Origin of the sequence: Nonomuraea fuscirosea (genome assembly GCF_035917475.1) — a bacterium.
GTDB lineage: Bacteria > Actinomycetota > Actinomycetes > Streptosporangiales > Streptosporangiaceae > Nonomuraea > Nonomuraea fuscirosea.
In genome coordinates this window covers 6,165,595-6,184,693 of sequence record NZ_CP109074.1, presented here as the reverse complement: position 1 = coordinate 6,184,693, position 19,099 = coordinate 6,165,595, and the positions used below count along the sequence as shown (strand labels likewise).

At 71.9% G+C, this 19,099-nt stretch carries 17 protein-coding genes; 10 read left to right on the top strand and 7 right to left on the bottom strand.

The window, feature by feature from the left end; genetic code table 11:
• Positions 1 to 318: 318 nt before the first annotated feature.
• From ftsZ to OIE67_RS28150, 6 genes are all read left to right on the top strand, one after another.
• Positions 319 to 1,791 (top strand): cell division protein FtsZ, encoded by a 1,473-nt coding sequence (gene ftsZ, locus OIE67_RS28175; RefSeq protein WP_326645502.1) that lies wholly within the window; start codon positions 319 to 321, stop codon positions 1,789 to 1,791.
• A 79-nt stretch (positions 1,792 to 1,870) separates the two neighbouring features.
• Positions 1,871 to 2,602 (top strand): YggS family pyridoxal phosphate-dependent enzyme, encoded by a 732-nt coding sequence (locus OIE67_RS28170; protein ID WP_407674753.1) that lies wholly within the window; start codon positions 1,871 to 1,873, stop codon positions 2,600 to 2,602.
• Positions 2,603 to 2,741: 139 nt separating this feature from the next.
• Complete coding sequence (locus OIE67_RS28165) at positions 2,742 to 3,242, top strand: cell division protein SepF (RefSeq protein WP_106244609.1); 501 nt, start codon at positions 2,742 to 2,744, stop codon at positions 3,240 to 3,242.
• 80 nt (positions 3,243 to 3,322) lie between these two features.
• On the top strand, positions 3,323 to 3,610 hold the full coding sequence (locus tag OIE67_RS28160) for a YggT family protein (RefSeq protein WP_106244610.1): 288 nt from the start codon (positions 3,323 to 3,325) through the stop codon (positions 3,608 to 3,610).
• Between the two features lie 106 nt (positions 3,611 to 3,716).
• Positions 3,717 to 4,592: a DivIVA domain-containing protein gene (locus tag OIE67_RS28155; protein ID WP_326626022.1), complete on the top strand. Its 876-nt coding sequence runs from the start codon at positions 3,717 to 3,719 to the stop codon at positions 4,590 to 4,592.
• A gap of 1,793 nt (positions 4,593 to 6,385) precedes the next feature.
• A complete protein-coding gene (locus tag OIE67_RS28150) occupies positions 6,386 to 6,916 on the top strand; it encodes a hypothetical protein (protein ID WP_326626021.1) in 531 nt (176 codons plus the stop codon).
• A 275-nt stretch (positions 6,917 to 7,191) separates the two neighbouring features.
• Here the strand turns inward: OIE67_RS28150 and OIE67_RS28145 are convergent, their stop codons facing one another.
• Positions 7,192 to 7,704, bottom strand: a complete 513-nt coding sequence (locus OIE67_RS28145) for an NUDIX hydrolase (RefSeq protein WP_326626019.1) — start codon at positions 7,702 to 7,704, stop codon at positions 7,192 to 7,194.
• Positions 7,705 to 7,879: 175 nt separating this feature from the next.
• Between OIE67_RS28145 and OIE67_RS28140 the strand changes: the two genes are divergently transcribed.
• The gene (locus OIE67_RS28140) at positions 7,880 to 8,527 is read left to right on the top strand and encodes a histidine phosphatase family protein (RefSeq protein ID WP_326626017.1); all 648 of its coding nucleotides are present in this window, start codon (positions 7,880 to 7,882) and stop codon (positions 8,525 to 8,527) included.
• Between the two features lie 76 nt (positions 8,528 to 8,603).
• Here the strand turns inward: OIE67_RS28140 and ileS are convergent, their stop codons facing one another.
• Entirely contained in the window at positions 8,604 to 11,750 is a 3,147-nt protein-coding gene (gene ileS, locus OIE67_RS28135) for an isoleucine--tRNA ligase (RefSeq protein WP_326626015.1), read from the bottom strand.
• Between the two features lie 470 nt (positions 11,751 to 12,220).
• Here ileS and OIE67_RS28130 point away from each other — a divergent pair, with 470 nt between their 5' ends.
• The 3 genes from OIE67_RS28130 to OIE67_RS28120 all read left to right on the top strand — a co-directional run bounded on the left by OIE67_RS28130 (position 12,221) and on the right by OIE67_RS28120 (position 14,194).
• Positions 12,221 to 12,610: a TraR/DksA family transcriptional regulator gene (locus tag OIE67_RS28130; RefSeq protein WP_106244614.1), complete on the top strand. Its 390-nt coding sequence runs from the start codon at positions 12,221 to 12,223 to the stop codon at positions 12,608 to 12,610.
• Positions 12,611 to 12,678: 68 nt separating this feature from the next.
• Positions 12,679 to 13,272, top strand: a complete 594-nt coding sequence (gene lspA, locus OIE67_RS28125; RefSeq protein ID WP_326626012.1) for a signal peptidase II — start codon at positions 12,679 to 12,681, stop codon at positions 13,270 to 13,272.
• Positions 13,265 to 14,194 carry an RluA family pseudouridine synthase gene (locus tag OIE67_RS28120; RefSeq protein ID WP_106244617.1) on the top strand — a complete coding sequence of 310 codons (930 nt, stop codon included), beginning with the start codon at positions 13,265 to 13,267 and terminating at the stop codon, positions 14,192 to 14,194. The genes lspA and OIE67_RS28120 overlap by 8 nt, the downstream gene beginning before the upstream one ends.
• A gap of 73 nt (positions 14,195 to 14,267) precedes the next feature.
• Here the strand turns inward: OIE67_RS28120 and OIE67_RS28115 are convergent, their stop codons facing one another.
• From OIE67_RS28115 to OIE67_RS28095, 5 genes are read right to left on the bottom strand one after another with little or no spacing between them, the layout of a single operon-like run.
• Positions 14,268 to 15,620, bottom strand: a complete 1,353-nt coding sequence (locus tag OIE67_RS28115) for a serine/threonine-protein kinase (protein ID WP_326626009.1) — start codon at positions 15,618 to 15,620, stop codon at positions 14,268 to 14,270.
• A gap of 10 nt (positions 15,621 to 15,630) precedes the next feature.
• Positions 15,631 to 15,942 carry an AzlD domain-containing protein gene (locus tag OIE67_RS28110; protein WP_326626008.1) on the bottom strand — a complete coding sequence of 104 codons (312 nt, stop codon included), beginning with the start codon at positions 15,940 to 15,942 and terminating at the stop codon, positions 15,631 to 15,633.
• Positions 15,939 to 16,601 carry an AzlC family ABC transporter permease gene (locus OIE67_RS28105; protein WP_106244623.1) on the bottom strand — a complete coding sequence of 221 codons (663 nt, stop codon included), beginning with the start codon at positions 16,599 to 16,601 and terminating at the stop codon, positions 15,939 to 15,941. Before OIE67_RS28105 ends, OIE67_RS28110 begins: the two co-directional genes overlap by 4 nt.
• 11 nt (positions 16,602 to 16,612) lie before the next feature.
• Complete coding sequence (locus OIE67_RS28100) at positions 16,613 to 17,467, bottom strand: AraC family transcriptional regulator (RefSeq protein ID WP_326626003.1); 855 nt, start codon at positions 17,465 to 17,467, stop codon at positions 16,613 to 16,615.
• Complete coding sequence (locus tag OIE67_RS28095; RefSeq protein WP_326626001.1) at positions 17,464 to 19,095, bottom strand: serine/threonine-protein kinase; 1,632 nt, start codon at positions 19,093 to 19,095, stop codon at positions 17,464 to 17,466. Before OIE67_RS28095 ends, OIE67_RS28100 begins: the two co-directional genes overlap by 4 nt.
• Positions 19,096 to 19,099 lie beyond the last annotated feature (4 nt).

Genomic DNA, 19,099 nt, shown 5'->3' with positions numbered 1-19,099 from the left:
GGCAACCGAGGGGCAACGGCATCGCCGAGCCTGTGCGAGGCGGGGGTCGCGCCGTGAGAGCCTGTAAGCCGGACTTTCGGCAGTGGAGGCCCGCGACCAGGCGTGACTGCGGAGCGAAACGGACAGCCCGCGACACGCCGGACGTGCTTGCGGCGCGGTTAGTTGACCCGCCTGGAGCGTAACTCCTACTGTCCGTATCAATCCTCAGGTTGACATAAATCTAAATCTCAACCTGAGGTTGAGAGTTACCCGAACTAACAAAAAGCGGAGATGATCCGCACCGAAATGGCAAGTCAACGAGCGGAAAGGCCCCTCGTCGTGGCAGCACCGCAGAACTACCTCGCGGTCATCAAGGTCGTCGGCATCGGCGGCGGCGGAGTCAACGCCGTCAACCGGATGATCGAAGAGGGACTCAAGGGCGTCGAGTTCATCGCGATAAACACCGACGCCCAGGCGCTGCTGATGAGTGACGCCGATGTGAAACTCGACGTGGGCCGTGAGCTCACGCGCGGGCTTGGCGCGGGCGCCAACCCCGATGTCGGCCGCAAGGCGGCCGAGGACCACCGTGAGGAGATCGAGGAGGTCCTCAAGGGGGCCGACATGGTCTTCGTCACGGCCGGTGAGGGCGGTGGCACGGGCACCGGCGGCGCGCCCGTCGTGGCCAACATCGCCAGATCGCTGGGCGCGCTCACCATCGGTGTCGTGACCAGGCCCTTCAGCTTCGAAGGGCGGCGCAGGGCCTCGCAGGCCGAGGCGGGCATCGAGACCCTGCGCGACGAGGTCGACACCCTCATCGTGATCCCCAACGACCGCCTGTTGTCGATCTCCGACCGCCAGGTGAGCGTGCTCGACGCGTTCAAGGCGGCCGACCAGGTGCTGCTGTCGGGTGTCCAGGGCATCACCGACCTGATCACCACTCCCGGTCTGATCAACCTCGACTTCGCCGACGTCAAGTCGGTCATGTCGGGCGCCGGCTCCGCCCTCATGGGCATCGGCCACGCGCGCGGCGACGACCGCTCGGTGGCGGCGGCCGAGATGGCGGTCTCCAGCCCGCTGCTGGAGGCCAGCATCGACGGCGCCCACGGTGTGCTGCTGTCGATCGCGGGCGGCTCCGACCTCGGCCTGTTCGAGATCAACGAGGCGGCCCAGCTCGTCTCCATGGCCGCCGCGCCTGACGCCAACATCATCTTCGGCACGGTCATCGACGACGCGCTCGGCGACGAGGTGCGGGTGACCGTGATCGCGGCCGGCTTCGACGACGTGCCCGGGCCGGCGGAGAAGCAGGTGCCGCGCCCGGCCGGGCGTCCCGCCGCCGCACAGCCCGCCGCACCGCCTCCTTCGTCTCCTGTACGGCCGAGCGTGGCGTCCCCGAGTGTGAAGTCCGAGCCGCCCGCGCTGCGCCCTGAGCCGCGCGCTGAGGTGCGTCCTGAGCCCCGCGGGGAGGTCAGGCCCGAGCCGCGCTCCGACTTCCGCGCGGAGCCGCGGCCTGAGCCGCGTACGGAGTTCAGGCCGGAGCCGCGCGCGGAGTTCAGGCCCGAGCCGCGTCCCGAGCCCAGGCCCGAGCCGCGTCCCGAGCCCGTGCGCCCGGTGGAGCCCGCGCAGTCGGCCGAGGCCGTCGCCGACGAGCCGGCGGACGAGCCGTCGGGCCCCGTCTCGATCCCCCGGCCCACGCCTGAGCCCACCACCCCGCCCACGCCCATCACCTCCCGCATGTCGGAGCCGCCCAAACGTCCTCGGGTGATCTTCGAGGAGCAGGAAGAGGAACTCGACGTGCCCGACTTCCTCAAATAACCGTCGGAAACCGCACATCGCCTGACGCCGCTCCCCGCAGGGACACGGGAGCGGCGCCGTCGTGTGCGCGTCCGGGTGCATGGGTGGGCGTACCGAGGAGAGCGAGGGGAGAGGGCACGTGAGAAGGGACGAGATCGCGGCCGGTCTCGCCGAGGTGGACGCGCGCATCGCGGCGGCCTGCCGCGCGGTGGGCCGCGACCGGGGCGAGGTCACGCTGATCGCCGTCACCAAGACGCGTCCGGCCGAAGACGTCCGCATCCTGTCCGAGCTGGGCGTGCGCGACGTCGGCGAGAACCGCGACCAGGAGGCCGCGCTCAAGGCGCGGGAGCTGGCCGGGCTGCCGCTCACCTGGCACTTCGTCGGCCAGCTGCAGACCAACAAGGTGCGCTCCGTGGTCGGGTACGCCGACGTGATCCACTCCGTCGACCGCCTCAGGCTGCTGGAGACGATCAGCAAGGAGGCGGTGCGCCAGGGCCGCTCGGTCGGGTGCCTGCTGCAGGTGGCCCTCGACGACGACCCGGCCAGGGGCGGCGCCCGCCCCGCCGACCTGCTCGCGCTCGCCGACGAGGTGGCCCTGGCCGACGGGGTGTGGCTGGGCGGCGTGATGGCGGTGGCCCCGCTGGGCGAGGAGCCCGCCAGGGCGTTCGACCGGCTCAGGGGCCTGGCGCTGCGCCTGCAGGAGCAGCACCCCAGGGCCACGATGATCTCGGCGGGCATGAGCGAGGACCTCGCGCAGGCGGTCGCGTACGGCGCGACACACGTGCGCGTCGGTACGGCGTTGCTCGGTCGTCGCAAGCCCTTCGTCAGGTAATGTCCCCTCAAGTGGGTCTTCAAGCCCGCGACCAAGTAGAGGTCGATCTAGCGGTGAGCTCCAGGGGGCACGCCTACCGCCCCGGACCCGGTGACGGTCCCCGGGGAAGTGCGACCATGAGCAGGAGGACGACGTAGCGATGGCCGGCGCGATGCGCAAGATGGCGGTCTACCTCGGTCTCGTGGAGGACGACCGCTACGAGAGATATGAGACCTACACCGACGACTACGCCTACGACGACGAGGTGCAGCGCAGCGGTGAGGAACGGCCCGTGGCGGTCCAGGACCGCGACGACGAGCCCGAGGCAGGGGTGCCCGCGCCCAGGCCCACCACGACGATCCTGGAACGCCGCACGACCGATCTGGCCCGCATCACGACCCTGCACCCCAGGACGTACAACGAGGCGCGGACGATCGGCGAGCACTTCCGCGACGGCACGCCCGTCATCATGAATCTGACCGAGATGGTTGACAGCGACGCCAAGCGGCTCGTTGATTTCGCGGCAGGTCTCGTCTTTGGCCTACATGGCAGCATTGAACGTGTTACCAACAAGGTGTTCCTGTTGTCCCCTGCCAATGTCGAGGTGACCGCCGAGGACAAGGCCCGAATCGCGGAACGCGGATTCTTCAACCAGAGTTAGAGTCTCTGTATGCCTATCGGACCCAACCCGGTCTCACCGAGGCCGGGCGGGCACATCAGAAGTGGAGGCGCGGCCGGGCCGTGGATGTCGTCGGTGGGATCTTGGTCGTTGTCCTGTCCCTCTATCTGGTGCTGCTCATCGGCAGGATGATCTTCGAGACGGTGCAGGCTTTCGCCCGGCAGTGGCGGCCTTCCGGCGTCGTACTGGTGCTGGCCGAGGCCACATACACCGCCACGGACCCGCCCCTCAAGTTCCTCCGCCGTTTCATTCCTCCGCTCCGGTTGGGTACGGTGGCCTTTGACCTAAGCTTCACTGTCCTGTTCATCGTGGTGCTGATCCTGATCCAGATCGCCGGAACGCTGCGATGAGCCGGGCCCGTGCGGCGCTCGGTCGTGATCCAACTCGTGTCCGCGCTGAGGTGATTCGGGTAACCGTCCTCCGGACAGACTCCAAGCGCGCCAAGGAGACCAAAAAATGCCGCTGACGCCCGCTGATGTGCGGAACAAGCAGTTCAGTACCACCCGGTTGCGGCCGGGCTACGACGAGGAGGAGGTCGACGCCTTCCTCGACGAGGTGGAAGCTGAGCTCGACCGCCTGATCCAAGAGAACGAGGAGCTCCGCGCCAAGCTGGCCGAGTGCCTGCGCGGGAAGGTGCCGGGCGGCATGAACATGCCCATGGCCTCCGCCCCGGTCCAGGAGCAGCCCAAGCCCGAGATGATGGCGCCGCCGCAGCCGGAGCCCATGCGGGCCCCCGAGCCGCCGCCGGTGCAGCAGCAGCCGGTCCCCGTGGCCATGAACATGCCTCCCGCCGAGGACAACATGGACACTGCGGCCCGCGTTCTCGCGCTCGCCCAGCAGACCGCCGACCAGGCGATCGCCGACGCCCGCCGGGAGGCGGACGAGACGGTGACCCGCGCCCGCCGTGAGGCCGACGAGATCCTCACCAAGGCTCGCCGTCAGGCCGAGCAGGTCATCGGCGACGCCCGTGCCCGCGCCGAGACGCTCGAGCGCGACGCGCAGGAGCGCCACCGCCAGGCGATGGGCTCGCTCGTGCAGACCCGCGACGAGCTCGAGCGCAAGGTCGAGGAGCTGCGCAGCTTCGAACGCGAATACCGCAGCCGGCTCAAGCTCTACCTGGAGAACCAGCTCGCCGAGCTCAATGTCTCCGCGGAGGGCAGCGGCGGCTTCCCGGTCATGTCCGGCGGCCCGCAGGGTCAGGCTCCCGCCATGTCGCACGCCGTGCCTCAGGGTGGCCAGCAGCCTCTGCCCGGTGGCCCCAACCCGTTCGGCGGCGAGGCTCCGCAGGGCGCCTTCCCCGGCGGTGACGGTCCCCACAACGACCGCCGGTAAAGTAACGGGTCACTAGGACCTGTCACTCGAAAGAGCCCTCTGTGATCCTTATCAGTGCTGGTTTGGTGCTCGCGGCAGTGGTTCTGCTGATCGCGGGCTTCGTACTGGCGAAGCCGTTCCTGATCATGTGGTCCATCGTGGTCAGCGTGCTGTCCGCGCTGTTCCTGGTGATCGGGGCGTTCCTACGGCGTAACGAGCTTTTTCCCGGAGGTGGGCAGGCCGCTGCGCCGGCCACCCCCCCGAAGGGGCTCATGCCGCCGGCTCCGCCGTACAACCAGACCGGTCCCACGGCTCACCAGCCACCCATGCGGCCCCAGCCGCACCCCCGACCGCAGCCGCAGGCGCCGCAGCGGACCGCCACGGTCCCCGCGCCCGCCATGCGCCGCCCCGCCGCGGGCGGCGTCGCGCCGGACGCGATCGTGCTGGTGATCCCGGGACGCAAGCGCTACCACGTACCCGGCTGCAGGCAGCTGACCGGCCGGGATCACGAGGAGCTCACCTACGAGGAGGCACGCGAGGAGGGCTTCACGCCCTGCACGGCGTGCCTGCCGGACGCAGCGCTCGGCGGACGGCAGCTGCCGCCTGCCGCCGACCCCGAGCCCGTCGCCGCCCCCGGTTCCGCCCCCGTCAAGGACGTCACGGCGAGCCGGGCCGAAAACTCCGCGGAGACCCGCGACCTCCGTCCGCCGGTCACCCCGCCGAAGCCCGACACGAAGGCTTCCACCCCCGACCCGGAGCCTGCCGCCGCCCACGAGGATGGCGCGCCCGGGTGGTTCGGCCGTCCTTCGGCCGACAGCACCGACTCTCCCTCCGCCGCCCCCGAGCCCGGCTCGGCCGCCGCGCAGGCGGAGACCTCATACTTCCGGCCGCCCCCCTTCGTCCAGAGAGCCGAAGGAACGTCCGCTTCGGGCAAGCCCACGTCCGGCAAGCCCTCCTCAGGCCGCCCGTCTCCGGCCACGCCCGCTTCGGGCGGGCCGTCCTCGGGCACATCCGCTCCTGGATCGCAGTCTTCCGGCCGCCCGTCTTCGGGCACCTCCGCCTCAGGTCGTCCGTCTTCTGGTACGCCCACCTCGGGCCGGCCGTCCTCCGGGACGCCCGGGTCCGGGAAGCCCAGCTCTGGTACGGGGGCTGCGAGTCCGGCGGCCGGTGCGAGTGTGTCCGCCACGCCCGCACCAGGCAAGCCCTCCACCGGCGACACCTCGCCCGGCGACGGCGGCACTCCGGGCAAGCCACAGACGGGTGCCGGCAAGCCTGGTCAGCCCGCCACGGGCACCACGCAGCGGCCAGGATCGTCCCCGGAAGCGTCCGGCGCCAGGCCCGGCCGGCCCGGCGTCGCACCGGGACAGCCGGGTGGAGCCGACACCAAGAGCGGGCAGACCGGCACCCGGCCGGACCAGACGGGCGACCCCGCTTCCAGGACCGGTGGCTCTGACGCCAAGGGAGGTCAGTCGAGCGCGACCCCCGGCCAGTCTGGCCCAGCCCCAGGTCAGGCGGGGGGTAAGGGCGGCCAGCCGGGTACGACGCCTGGCCAGTCCGGGAGCAAGAGCGGTCAGTCGGGCACTACGCCCAGCCAGGCCGGCGGCAAGCCCGGGCAGTCCACGGGCAAGACAGGGCGGCCCGGGGAGGCGGATGACCGGGATGACGACGGCCCGGGGCCCGCCACGGCGCCGCAGCCTCGTATAACCATTTCACCGGCATCGGGGCGTACAGGTACAGGAAGCACCGGAGCCGGCGCCAAGCCGTCCCAGCGTCCTTCTGGGCCTCCGGAGCAGGGGCCGTCGCAGGGGGAGACCGTGATCCTGCACGAGCGCCCCGCCTCCTCGTCCGAGTCGCAGGCCAAGCCCAAGGGCCCGCTGCCTCCCGGCACCCCGGCCCGTCCGACGGGCACCACGCCCGCCGCCGCTCCGGGAAAGGCCGAGAACGACGATCCCAAGGCCGCTCCCAAGGCGGCGACCGGCAAGGGAGGGACACCGCGAGCTGACGGCGGCCCGGCAACCCAGGGCGACACTCCCGCAGCCAAGGGCGGACCCTCCACGGGTGGGCCCCGACCTCCCGCTTCCGACGCTTCCACGAAGCCCCCGGCGTCCGGCGCCAAGGACGAGACGGTCTCCGGCAGCGGCAAGCCCACCTCCGGCTCCGGTGGTAGCGAACGCCAGGGAGTCGTGAAGGTCATCGTCGGCACCCGCCGCTACCACAGCACCGCCTGCCCCCTGGTCAGAGGCGCGGGCGACACCGGTATCGAGACGATGACCCTCGCCGCCGCCGAGGCAGCCGGCCTGACCAGCTGCTCGGTATGCCAGCACGACCGCCAGACCGTCTCCTGACCCCGCACCCCGCCCGCCTACCCAGCATCCCCGCCCACCCAGCACCCCCACGCCCTCACCTCCGCCTCGACCGAACGCCGGTCCGACACACCGACGCTTCGGGTGCGAGGCCGAGGGGCTCGGGCTTCTCACCGCAGGGAGGTGCCCGCTGGGCGGTGGGTGAAGGATCTTGTCGCCCGTCGCCCACCCGGATGTCGGCGACCGATGAAGACTGACCCCCGGTCGGGGGAATCCGGCCATGCGGTCGGGCCATTCACGGGACACGATGCCGCCGCTCATCCGGCCGCCGGCCGGTCCGCGTTCCCGAATGCCAGATATCGGCGCAACGCCTCTCGCCCACCGGGAACGAAAGGCCATCGATCCACGACCTCCCGCAGTTCGAGCTCTGTGAGCCAGGCGTGCCACGCGATCTCGGCCGGATCCGGCACTAACGGCTCCTTGATCACGGCCTCGTGCACACCGAACCAGACCGGGCTGACCCCGTCCCGGCACAGGAACGTGAACAGGAAACGCACCGGAACGCCGGCGCCCAGCTCCTCGGCCAGTTCGCGAGCCGCTGCGTCCTCATATGACTCGCCGACGTTCACGGCACCCCCGACCATCACGTCATAGCGGCCGGGAAAGCGAGGGTGCCGGTCCGCTCGGCGTAGCACCAGGATCCGGCCCGTCGGATCGCGGCAGATCGTCGTCGCGATCCGATGCGTCCATCGCCGGCGCTCCGCCTCCGCGCGATCCACGACCCCCAGCACGCGGTCTCGTTCGTCCACCCGCTCGACCAGCTCACCCATGCGGGACACGATCGCAGGCGCCACCGACAACCTGCTGCACGAGCGGCCCGAGCCAGTGATCCGCGTCATATGATCTGCCGGACCGGTAACGATCCCCAGCGGCAAGCCCACGATCAGCCTCGCCGCCATGGATGCCGAACTCGGCCCGTCCCCCTCACACAGGAAGAGATCCCGCATGCGCACCCTTTACGTCGTCACCCACCCGGAGGCGACACACCACGTCGAGAGGGTGGTCGGCGGCTGGCACGACTCACAACTGACACCAGCCGGCCTCCGCGCGGCCGGCTCGATCGCTCGGGCGTTGCGGGCCCGGATCCCGGGCGGTGCCGAGGTGGAGTTGTTCTGCTCGGATCTGCGGCGTGCCCGGCAAACGGCCGAGCCGCTGGCCGAGCTGTTCGGGGTGGAACCGGTGCCGGATCGCAGGCTGCGGGAGAAATCCTACGGAGTGGCGGGTGGGAGGCCGCAGGAGTGGCTGGATCAGCGGTTCGTCCCGCCACCGGCGGACGGGGAGCGGCTGGAGCACGACGAGGGCGTGGCGGGCGCCGAGACCAAAGGGATGTTGGCCCGGCGCGTCTACGCGGCCATGGACGAGATCGTGCGGCGGCCCTGCGAACACCAGGTCATCGTGACGCACGGCGGCTCTCTGACCTTCGTCGTGGCGTCCTGGATCAGGATGCCGATCCAGGCGGTCGGCCAGGTCGGTTTCCCGGTGCCGTCCGGCAGCATCACCACGCTGCGCGAGGACGACTATTTCCACAATCGTGCGGTCGTCGGCCTGGGTGACATCCGCCATCTCGGCTCCGCGGAATCCGCAGCGGGCTGACCTCGACCTGTTCCGGTGCTGTCGCCGAGCCTGTGAAGAGCGAGAGGGGCGCCCTGTGGCAGGGCGCCCCTCCAGGTCAGGCGCGGCGGAGCTGGAAGGTCAGGCCCAGGTCCTCGTCCACGTGCGACGGGAAGTCGGTCTGGGTGCCCTCCGTGAAGGTCGTGGCCAGGACCTCCTCAGTCACCACCTGCCCCTGCGTGCGCAGCGCCGCGGCCAGGTCGGCAGAGGTGGCGGTCCACCACAGGTCGATGCGGTCCGTGATGGACAGGCCGGTCGACTTGCGGGCCTCCTGGACCAGGCGGATGACCTCGCGCAGCAGGCCCGCGCGGCGCAGGTCGTCGTCGAGTTCCAGGTCCAGGGCCACGGTCTCGCCGGTGCCGGTGCCGATCGCGCCCGTCTCGACGGCCCAGCCCGAGCGGGGCTGCTCGTTGACGATCACCTCGTCGGGGCCGAGCATGATCTCGCCCAGCTCGTCCGCCTCCACCATGACCGTGGCGCCCGAGCGCAGGGCGCGGGCCACGCGGGCCGGGTCGGCGGCGGCCATCGCGGCGGCCACGAGCTTGGTCTGGGAGCCGAAGCGCTTGCCCAGGGCCCGGAAGTTGGGCTTGACCGAGTAGGACACGAGGTCGGCGCTGAAGCCGGACATGTCCTCCATGGCCTGGACGTTGAGCTCGTCGGCGACCAGGCCGCGCAGCTCGGCCGGCAGCGCCGGCCAGCCGTGCGCCCCCACCAGGGCGCGCCGCAGCGGCTGGCGGGTCTTGACGCCCGAGGAGGCGCGGGCCGAGCGGCCCAGCTCCACCAGGCGGCGCACCAGGGCCATCTGGTCCGACAGCGCCGGGTTGAGCAGGTCCTCGCGCACCTGCGGCCAGGAGGTCAGGTGCACCGAGGACGGCGCCCCCGGCGTGCGCAGGACGTCCCAGAGGTGGTCGGTGACGAACGGCGTGATGGGCGCCATCAGCCTGATGACCGTCTCCAGGCACTCGTACAGGGTCGCGAAGGCGTCCTGCGAGCCCTGCCAGAACCGGCGGCGCGAGCGGCGTACGTACCAGTTGGACAGGTCGTCGAGGAAGTCGGCCAGGCGGCGGCCGGCCCGCTGGGTGTCGTATTCGTCCAGCGCCGCCGTGACCTCGGCCACCGTCCGGTGCAGCTCGGCCAGCGCCCAGCGGTCGAGCAGCGGGCGCTCGGCCGGGGCGGTGGCCTCCGGCAGCCGCTCGGGCGTCCACGACTCGGCGTTGGCGTAGAGGGTGAGGAACGAGGAGGTGTTCCAGAGCGTCAGCAGGACCTTGCGGACGATCTCCTCCAGCGTGTTGTGCCCCACCCTGCGGGCCGACCAGGGCGAGCCGGAGCAGGCCATGAACCAGCGCAGCGCGTCGGCGCCGTGCTGGTCCATCAGCGGGATCGGTTCCAGGATGTTGCCCAGGTGCTTGCTCATCTTGCGGCCGTCCTCGGCCAGGATGAGGCCGAGGCAGAGCACGTTCTCGTAGGAGGACTGCCCGAAGACGAGCGTGCCGACGGCCATCAGCGAGTAGAACCAGCCGCGCGTCTGGTCGGTGGCCTCGCAGATGAACTGCGCCGGGTAGAGGCCCTCGGGCTTGCCGCGCTCGCCCCACTGGGCGAAGGGCATGGAGCCGGAGTCGTACCAGGCGTCGATGACGTCGGGCACGCGGCGGGCCTCGGCGCCGCACGAGGGGCAGCCGAAGGTGACGTCGTCGACGTACGGACGGTGCGGGTCGAGCGCCGAGACGTCGTGACCCGCGAGCGTGCTCAGCTCCTCCAGCGACCCGACGCACGTCACGTGGGACTCGTCCTGCGAGCACACCCACAGCGGCAGCGGCGTGCCCCAGTAGCGCGAGCGCGACAGCGACCAGTCGACGTTGTTGCGCAGCCACTCGCCGAAGCGGCCCCACTTGATCGTGTCGGGGTACCAGTTGGTGCCGGAGTTCTCCGCCAGCATCTGGTCCTTGACCGCGGTGGTGCGGATGTACCAGGACGGGAGCGCGTAGTAGAGCAGCGGCGTGTGGCAGCGCCAGCAGTGCGGGTAGCTGTGCTCGAAGTGACCGCCGCGGAACAGCAGCCCGCGCGCCCGCAGGTCCTCGGTCAGCTCCTCGTCGGCGTCCTTGAAGAACCGGCCGCCGACCATGGGCACGTCGTCGAGGAAGCGGCCGTCGGGGCCGATCGGGTTGACGACGGGCATGTCGTAGCGCTTGATGACGGCCAGGTCGTCGGCGCCGAAGGCGGGCGCCTGGTGGACCAGGCCGGTGCCGTCCTCGACGGTGACGTAGTCGCCGAGCACCACGTAGTGGGCGCCGGGGATGTCGACCAGGTCGAACGGGCGGGTGTAGGTGGTGTGCTCCAGGTCGCGGCCGGTGTGGCGGGACACCTCGGTCACGTCGTCGCCGAGCACCGACAGCAGCGGCTCGGCCACGACCAGGACCTCGCCCTCGGCCGTGCGGGCGGCCACGTAGGTGACGTCGGGGTGGACGGCGACGGCCGTGTTGGACACCAGCGTCCACGGCGTGGTCGTCCAGACCAGCAGCGCCGCGCCCAGCTCGGCCAGCGGGCCCGAGGTCACGGGCATGCGGACGTAGACCGACGGGCTGGAGACGGTCTCGTAGCCGCCGGGCTGGCCCAGCTCGTGGTCGGACAGCCCGGTGCCGCAGCGCGGGCAGTAGGGGGTGATCCGGAAGTCGCGGAACAGCAGCCCCTTGTCGAAGACGACCTTCAGCGACCACCACACGGACTCGATGTAGGACGGGTCCATCGTCCGGTACGCCTGCGACAGGTCGATCCAGTAACCCATCCGCTCGGTCATCTGCTCGAACGCGTCCACGTGCCGCAGCACCGACTCGCGGCACTTGGCGTTGAACTCGGCGATGCCGTACGTCTCGATGTCCTTCTTGCCGGACAGGCCCAGCTCGCGCTCGACGCCGACCTCGACCGGCAGGCCGTGGCAGTCCCAGCCGGCCTTACGCGGGACGCTGAATCCGCGCATGGACTTGTAGCGGGGGAAGAGGTCCTTGAACACGCGGGCCTCGACGTGGTGGACGCCGGGCAGGCCGTTGGCGGTGGGCGGGCCCTCGTAGAAGACCCAGGAGGGATTGCCGGCGTTCTGCTCCACCGAACGCTCGAAGATCTTCCCGTCCCTCCACCGGTCGAGGACCTCGCGCTCGAGCGCGGGCAGGTCGACCTGCGCGGAAAGAGAGCGGAAATACGGAGAAGACATCTCGGGCGGGACCTCCACGCTTGATCGGCCGGCAGGGCTGTTGCGTGAAGGGACGAAGCCAGGAGGCTCCGCGGTACCACCCTTCTTGGCCTCGCCCGGGGCGGGGCCCTCTTCATTGAAACTGCGGCCGGGTCTAATGAGCTCGAAGAGCCGTTCTTCCGGCGGCTCCGGGGTGATATCCCTCACATTCGGGGCCCCATCAACGCCTTGCAGACTCAAACCATAACGCAGAGCGGGAGCGAAGGCTTCCAGGTTTTCCCGGGTGGCGGCCCTGCCGGCGCCCGCGCTTCGGTACGTGAGTCGTAAACGGCGCAAAGTTGTGGGAATGGACGCCGCTGAGAAGGAGTTGAATGCGCGAGGCGGGATAGTACGGGGGAGGTAAACCGTCCGGCGGGTCGTTTGCCGTTCCGTTATGAGGATCCTAAGCTGCCCGCACCCTTTAGGCCCTTGTTCAGCATGGAGGCACAGGCATGGCGGCAGTCACGCAGACCGCTACACCGTCGATGTGGTCGGAGGAGGAGCTGGCCGAGGTACGCGACCGGCTCCAGACCGAGATCGACGAGCTCGAGGCGGACATCCACCGTCACGAGTCGGAGATAGCCTCCGGCGACGTCACCCAGGGCGCCGGCGACGACCAGGCGGACGCGGGAGCCAAGACGTACGAGCGCGAACGCGAGATCGCCCTTACCCTGAATGCGCGCGATCTGGTCGCGCAGAACGAACGTGCGATCGCCAGGATCGACGCAGGGACCTATGGAGTGTGCGAATCGTGCCACAAGCCGATCGGCAAGGAACGCCTCCAGGCGTTCCCGAGGGCGACGCTGTGCGTGGCCTGCAAGCAGAAGGAGGAGCGCCGGTAGCGGGCACCCCTGACGAGCCTGCCGAGGGCCGGGCGGAAAGCCCGGAGAAGGGCTCGGCGGAAGACCCGGTGAGGGGCTCTTCCGCCGGCCGGCAGGAGGGGGAGGGCCCGGCGGGGCGCGGGCCGCGCCGGGGCCTGTTCGCCGTCCTCGTGGCGCTGGCGGCCGTGATCTACGCGGCCGACCTCGTCACCAAGACGGTGGTGCTGCGCACGCTCGAAGGTGAGCCGCCGCTGGTCGTGCTCCCCGGTGTGCTGCAGTTCCGGGTGATCTTCAATTCGGGCGCCGCCTTCAGCATCGGCACGGGCATGACGTTCGTCTTCACGCTGATCGCGGCCGGGGTGGTCGTGGCCATCGTGCGCACCGCGCGCAAGCTCGGCAGCCGGGCCTGGGCGGTCACGCTCGGCCTGCTGCTGGGCGGCGCGCTCGGCAACCTCACCGACAGGCTGCTGCGTTACCCGTCGGGATTCGGGCGCTCCACACAGCTGCAGGGCCACGTCGTCGACTTCATCGAGGTCCTGCCCGGGAACTTCCCCGTCATCGACTACTTCCCCGTCTTCAACATCGCCGACTCCGCGATCGTCTGCGGCGGCATCCTGGCGGTGTTCCTGGCCTGGCGCAACGTGCAGATCGACGGGTCGAAGGAGGTGGGCGACGGTGAGTGAGCAGCGCAGCCTGCCCGTGCCCGACGGGCTCGAGGGAGAGCGGCTCGACGCCGCGCTGTCGCGGCTGTTCGGCTTCTCCCGCACCCGCGCGGCCGAGCTGATCCTGGCCGGCGAGGTGCTGGTGGACGGGCAGCGGCCGGCCAAGTCGGACCGGGTGCACGCCGGAGCGTGGCTCGACGTGACGATGCCGCCGCCGGTCACCACGCCGATGCCGGTGGCCGAGCCGGTGCCGGGCATGACCATCGTGTACGAGGACGACGACGTCATCGTGGTCAACAAGCCCATCGGGGTGGCCGCCCACCCCACCGTCGGCTGGACGGGCCCGACCGTGATCGGCGGGCTGCTCGGCGCCGGGCACACCATCGCCACCAGCGGCGCCGCCGAGCGCCAGGGCATCGTGCACCGGCTCGACGCCAACACGACGGGCGCCATGGTCGTGGCCAAGAGCGAGCACGCCTACTCCCACCTCAAGCGCGCCTTCAAGGAACGCACGGTCGACAAGCGCTACCACGCGCTGGTGCAGGGCCATCCCGACCCGTTCAGGGGGACGGTCGACGCGCCCATCGACCGGCATCCGTCGGGCGACGGCCGCTTCGCCGTCGTGGCCGGCGGGAAGCCGTCCGTCACCCACTACGACACGGTGGAGGCGTTCAGGGCGGCGTCGCTGCTGGACATCAAACTGGAGACCGGGCGTACCCACCAGATCCGGGTGCACATGTCGGCGCTGCGCCATCCGTGCGTGGGCGACCTGATGTACGGCGCCGATCCCACGCTGGCCGCCCGCCTGGGGGTGACCCGGCAGTGGCTGCACGCGGTGGCGCTGGGGTTCGAGCATCCGTCGAGCGGGGAGTGGATCTCGTTCAGCACCGACTATCCGCAGGACCTGCAGAAGGCGCTCGACATCGTCCGCGAGGAGTCCTGAGGCGTCGTCCGCCAGGCCCGGCCCAGGGGGCCGGCCTCGTCGGCGAGGAGATCTGAGCGGCCGCTAGGGCGTGCTACTGACCGTCGACCTGGCCGGGCGTCCTGGTCGGGGTGTCGTCCTTCTTGTCGTCCGTGGCCTCCCGCGACGGGGTCGCGCTCCGCTTGGGGGCGGGCGTCCTCGGCTGCTCGCGCGTGGGCGGCGGGGTGCTGCGCGGGCCGGTGCTCCGGGGTCCGGCCCGCTGCGGCACGGTGCTCTGGGGTACGGTACGGCGCTCAGGGGGCTGGGAAACCGGTGGGCTGGAGGACTTGGCCGGGTCGGTGGCGGCCGGCTTCGTCCCGGGGGCCGAGCTGCCGACCACGGCGGGGACGGTGTCCGGCACGCGCGGCAGGTCGTCCGAGCGGTTCGACCACCAGGCCGCGCCGCCCGTGACCACGGCCACGACGAGCGCGCCCCCGGCGATGACGGCCAGTGGCAGCGCCCGCCCGTACCCGCGCCTTCTACCGTGTCCGCCGCCGGGCCCGCCACGCCGCGTCACGCCGGGCCCAGCGGCGGGCCCAGCGGCGGGCCCAGCGGCGGGCAGGGTGACCGGGCTGGTCTGCTCCGGTGCGCCGCCCGCCAGGATCACGCTCAGCCGCTGCTCGGCCTCGTCCAGCGTCATGCGCTCGGACGGATCCTTGCGCAGCAGGCCCATCAGCACGGGGGCGAGCACGCCGGCCCGGGCCAGCGGCTCCGGCTCGGCGTGCATGACCGCCCCCAGCGTGGCCAGGGCGTTGTCGCGGTGGAAGGGGGAGTGACCCTCCACCGCCATGTAGAGCGTCACGCCCAGCGACCACAGGTCCGACGCCGGCCGGGCCCGCCCGCCGGCCGCGCGTTCCGGCGCCATGAAGGAGGGGGTGCCGATCAGGATGCCGGTCCTCGTGACCGGGGCCTCGTCCTCGGTGGTGGCGATGCCGAAGTCGGTGAGCACCGCCCGGCCGTCCTCGGTGAGCAGCACGTTGTCGGGCTTGACGTCACGGTGCAGCACGCCGGCCGCGTGCGCGGCGCGCAGCGCCTCCATGAGCTGCAGGCCGACGCTCGCGACGTCGAGTTGCGACATGGGCCCCTCGTCGCGGATCTGCTCGCCCAGCGTGCGGGAGTGCACGAGCTGCATGACGATCCAGGGGTGACCCTGCTCCTCCAGGACGTCGTAGACGGCGGCCACGCCGGGATGGGCCACCCGGCCCGCCGCCCGGGCCTCGCGGAACGTGCGGACGGCGAACTCCTCGCGTTCCTCGCCCGTCAGGCCGGTCGGAGGCAGCACCTCCTTGACGGCCACGTCCCTGCCGAGCACCTCGTCGTGCGCGTGCCACACCGTGCCCATGCCGCCCCGGCCGATCGTCCTGAGCAGCCGATATCGCCCACCGACCATCACCGCTGAATCGGACATGCACCGGCGACTACCCAAGAACGATCCGGACAAGCGCCGTGACGGCCGCCGCTGCCGCCAGAACCACCAGAAAAGGTGCGCGCAGCAGCAGCGCCACGACCGCCGCCCCGAGTCCCGCCGCGCGGGCCGGGTCGAAGCGCAGCGCGCCGTCCTCCGTGAACATCTGCACCGCGATCAGCGCCGCCAGCAGCGCCACCGGCACCAGCTCGGCGAACCTGCGCACCGTCGGATGGTCCAGCACTTTACGGGGCGCGGCCAGCCCGGCCAGCTTCAGCGCGTAGCAGCCCGCGCAGACGACGGCGATCGCCCACCACAGCGTCATCGCGCCATCACCACCAGCACGGCGACGGCCGACAGCAGCACGGGCACGCCCGGCGGGAAGAACGGGGTGGCGCACAGCGCGATCACCGCCGCGCCGGCGGCCAGCGCGGGCAGCTCGCCGCCGGCCTTCAGCCGCGGCCACAGGATGGCCAGGAACGCGACCGGGCCGACCACGTCCAGGCCCAGCACGCCGGGGTCGCCCAGGGACGAGGTGCCGTAGGCGCCGGCCAGTGTGGTGAGGTTCCAGGTCACGTAGAGGCTGGCGAACGTGGTCACGAAGCCCGTGCGGGCGGCCTCAGGGGTCGGCTGGGCGAGCGTGACGGCCGTGGTCTCGTCGATGACGCCCTGGGCGGCCAGCAGGCGGCGCGGGCCGCGTACCCGGAGCAGGTCGGCCAGGCGCAGGCCGTAGAGGGTGTTGCGGCCGCCGAGCAGCAGCGCGCCGAGCGCGGCGGCGGCCAGGTCACCGCCGGCGCCGACCGCGCCGGTCAGCGCGAACTGTGAGGCGCCGGTGAAGGCCAGCAGGCTGAGCACGCACGCCTGCGGCACCGACAGGCCCGCGGTGATCGCCGCGGCGCCGAAGGCGAGGCCGGACAGCCCCACCGCCAGGCCGACGCCGAGACCGTCCCGCACGGCGGCGGAGCGGTGTGTTGTCTCTTCCATGCCACCCGAGGCTAGGCGGTGGGAAATGTACCGGTCTTGTACGATCCTGCGGCCCGCTGGTACGCGGCCGGCGGCACGCCCATGATGCGTTTGAAGTGCCGGTTCAGGTGCGCCTGGTCGGTGAAGCCCACCTCGGCGGCCACCTGCGCGGGACGTACGCCGGAACGCAGCAGCCGGCCCGCCCGGCGTACCCGCAGCGAGATCAGGTAGGCGTGCGGCGGCATCCCCGTCGCGGCCTTGAACGCCCGCAGCAGCGCGAACGGCCGCGCCCCCACCGCGCCCGCCAGGTCGTCCAGCGTCGGCGGATCGACCAGGCTCTCGTGCAGCAGGTCGAGCGCCTCGCGGACCACCCCGGATCCCTCGGCGGGACCGCCGCCGGGCGGCCGGGGCGCGGCGTGCCGGGTCAGCAGCCGGGCGAACAGCGTCCGGCTCAGCGTCGAGGCGGCCAGCGCGTCGCCCCGCTCGGCCGCTTCGTGCGCCCGCGCCAGCAGCCGCGCCACCTGGTCGTCCCGGGCCACCTGCGCGGGGAAGTGCGGCGTGCCCGCGGGCGCGCCCAGCTCGGCGGCGATCGCCTCCAGCGCGCCGATCGACGGGTAGAGCATCCGGTACGCCCACCCGCCCGGCACCCCCGCGTGCCCGGTGTGCGCGGTGTCGGGGTTGACCAGCACGAGCTCGCCCGCCCCCGCCCGGTGCAGCGTGCCGCGATAGTCGAACTCCTCCACCCCCGACACGATGAGGCCGATCGCGTAGCCGTCGTGCGCGTGCCGGGCGAAGCGGTGGGTGACGTAGCGGGCCTTGAGCAGGTCGGTCTCCGGCACCGCCGGATGCCGCCAGAACCGGGCCTGCTCGTTCGCGGACGGGCTCATCGGGACGGCTTGAACGTCCTGGCGAACGTGTCGAAGTAGCGCCGGTCCTGCTTCCACCGGGCGTGCGTGGTCTCCCAGTAGAGGGCGTAGGGACGGCCGTCGTGGGTGTGGAAGCCCCGGTTGATCACGTGGATCGTCTCGCCGCCGCGCACCCTGGTGAACTCCCAGTCGGCGGCCCGCAGGCCGAGGTAGCCGGTGGGCCTGATGCCGATCCGCCGGTATCCGGCGAACTCGCCCCTCGCCCTGATCTCCCTCTCCAGTCCGGCCCAGTGCTCGACCGGGTCGTCCCACGGGATGGTGGGGACCGTCCACTCCACGATCAGCGCTCCCGGGCTGCCGGGTCCTGTGACGCGGATGCTGTCGCGTTCCGGGTCCTTCCTGGCCTGCCAGCGCGGCGGCAGGGCGATGCGGAAGCGGCCCGCCGCGTTGCTGTAGGAGCTCCAGCCCGCCGGGAGCGGCGTGCGCGTGACGGTGGGCTCGGGCGTGGGGGTGCGCGTCGGGGTGGGCTCAGGGGTGGCGTCACCGCTCGGCGTGGTGGTGACCTGGCCGGAGGTCGGCGTCGGGCGCGGCGTCGCGGGCGGCGCGGACCAGTGGTCGGACAGCAGCACGCCGGCCGTGCCCAGCGCCGCCACGGCGGCCAGGGCCGAGGGCACGCCGATCCACAGCGCCTTCGCGCGCCGGGCCGGCCGCTGCTTGGGCAGCGTCGGGTGCACCCCGCCGCCGGAGGGGACGGATCCGCTCGTGTCACGCCCGCGGTGTCCGGCCGGGCCGCCCGTCCGGCCGGCCGGTTCCTCCCTCCAGGGGAGATCGGGGACAGCCGGTGGGCGGGGGGCGGCGGCGATCGCGTACAGCAGCCTGGCGGCCTCCTCGGCGGGCATCCGGGCGGCGGGGTCGCGGCGCAGCAGCCCCATGATGACCGGTTCGAGCGCCCCGGCCCGCACCGGCGGCTCAGGGGCGTCGCGCAGCACCGCCGCCACCGTCGCCGCCCACGAGTCGCGCTTGTACGGCGGCCGCCCCTCGACGGCCGCGTACAGCGTCGCCCCGAGCGACCACAGGTCCGACTCGGGCCGGGCCGGTTCGCCGTTGAGCCGCTCGGGCGGCATGTAGGCGGGCGTGCCCACCAGCCCGCCGGTCGCGGTCAGCCCCGCCTCGGTCTCCAGCGTGGCGATGCCGAAGTCGGTGAGCACCACCCGGCCGTCGTCGGCCAGCAGCACGTTCTCCGGCTTGACGTCACGGTGCAGCACCCCGGTCGCGTGCGCGGCCCGCAGCGCGTCGAGCACCCGGCCGCCGATCACGGCGGCCTGGCCCTCGCGCAGCGGCCCGCTCTCGCCGATCACCTGGGCCAGCGAACGCGAGCGGACGAGCTGCATGACGATCCACGGCCGGCCGTCCTCCTCGACCACGTCGTGGATGACGACGACCGAGGGGTGGTCGAGGCGGCCCGCCGCCCTGGCCTCCCTGATGGTCCTGCGGTTCAGCTCGGCCCGCTTGGCGTCGCCGACGCCGGTGTAACGGACCTCCTTGATCGCGACCGTACGGTCGAGCAACTCGTCGTGGGCTCGCCACACCACTCCCATGCCGCCCTCGCCGAGCGGCTCGATCAGTCGGTAGCGCTTGCTGACGTGCACGCCG

Coding starts and splice junctions, on each gene's coding strand:
- OIE67_RS28155 (WP_326626022.1), top strand. CDS start 3,717: ATGCCGCTGACGCCCGCTGATGTGCGGAACAAGCAGTTCAGTACCACC.
- OIE67_RS28100 (WP_326626003.1), bottom strand. CDS start 17,467: ATGAGCCCGTCCGCGAACGAGCAGGCCCGGTTCTGGCGGCATCCGGCG.
- OIE67_RS28115 (WP_326626009.1), bottom strand. CDS start 15,620: ATGTCCGATTCAGCGGTGATGGTCGGTGGGCGATATCGGCTGCTCAGG.
- OIE67_RS28130 (WP_106244614.1), top strand. CDS start 12,221: ATGGCGGCAGTCACGCAGACCGCTACACCGTCGATGTGGTCGGAGGAG.
- OIE67_RS28110 (WP_326626008.1), bottom strand. CDS start 15,942: ATGACGCTGTGGTGGGCGATCGCCGTCGTCTGCGCGGGCTGCTACGCG.
- OIE67_RS28170 (WP_407674753.1), top strand. CDS start 1,871: ATGGGTGGGCGTACCGAGGAGAGCGAGGGGAGAGGGCACGTGAGAAGG.
- OIE67_RS28140 (WP_326626017.1), top strand. CDS start 7,880: ATGCGCACCCTTTACGTCGTCACCCACCCGGAGGCGACACACCACGTC.
- ileS (WP_326626015.1), bottom strand. CDS start 11,750: ATGTCTTCTCCGTATTTCCGCTCTCTTTCCGCGCAGGTCGACCTGCCC.
- OIE67_RS28145 (WP_326626019.1), bottom strand. CDS start 7,704: ATGGGTGAGCTGGTCGAGCGGGTGGACGAACGAGACCGCGTGCTGGGG.
- OIE67_RS28165 (WP_106244609.1), top strand. CDS start 2,742: ATGGCCGGCGCGATGCGCAAGATGGCGGTCTACCTCGGTCTCGTGGAG.
- OIE67_RS28105 (WP_106244623.1), bottom strand. CDS start 16,601: ATGGAAGAGACAACACACCGCTCCGCCGCCGTGCGGGACGGTCTCGGC.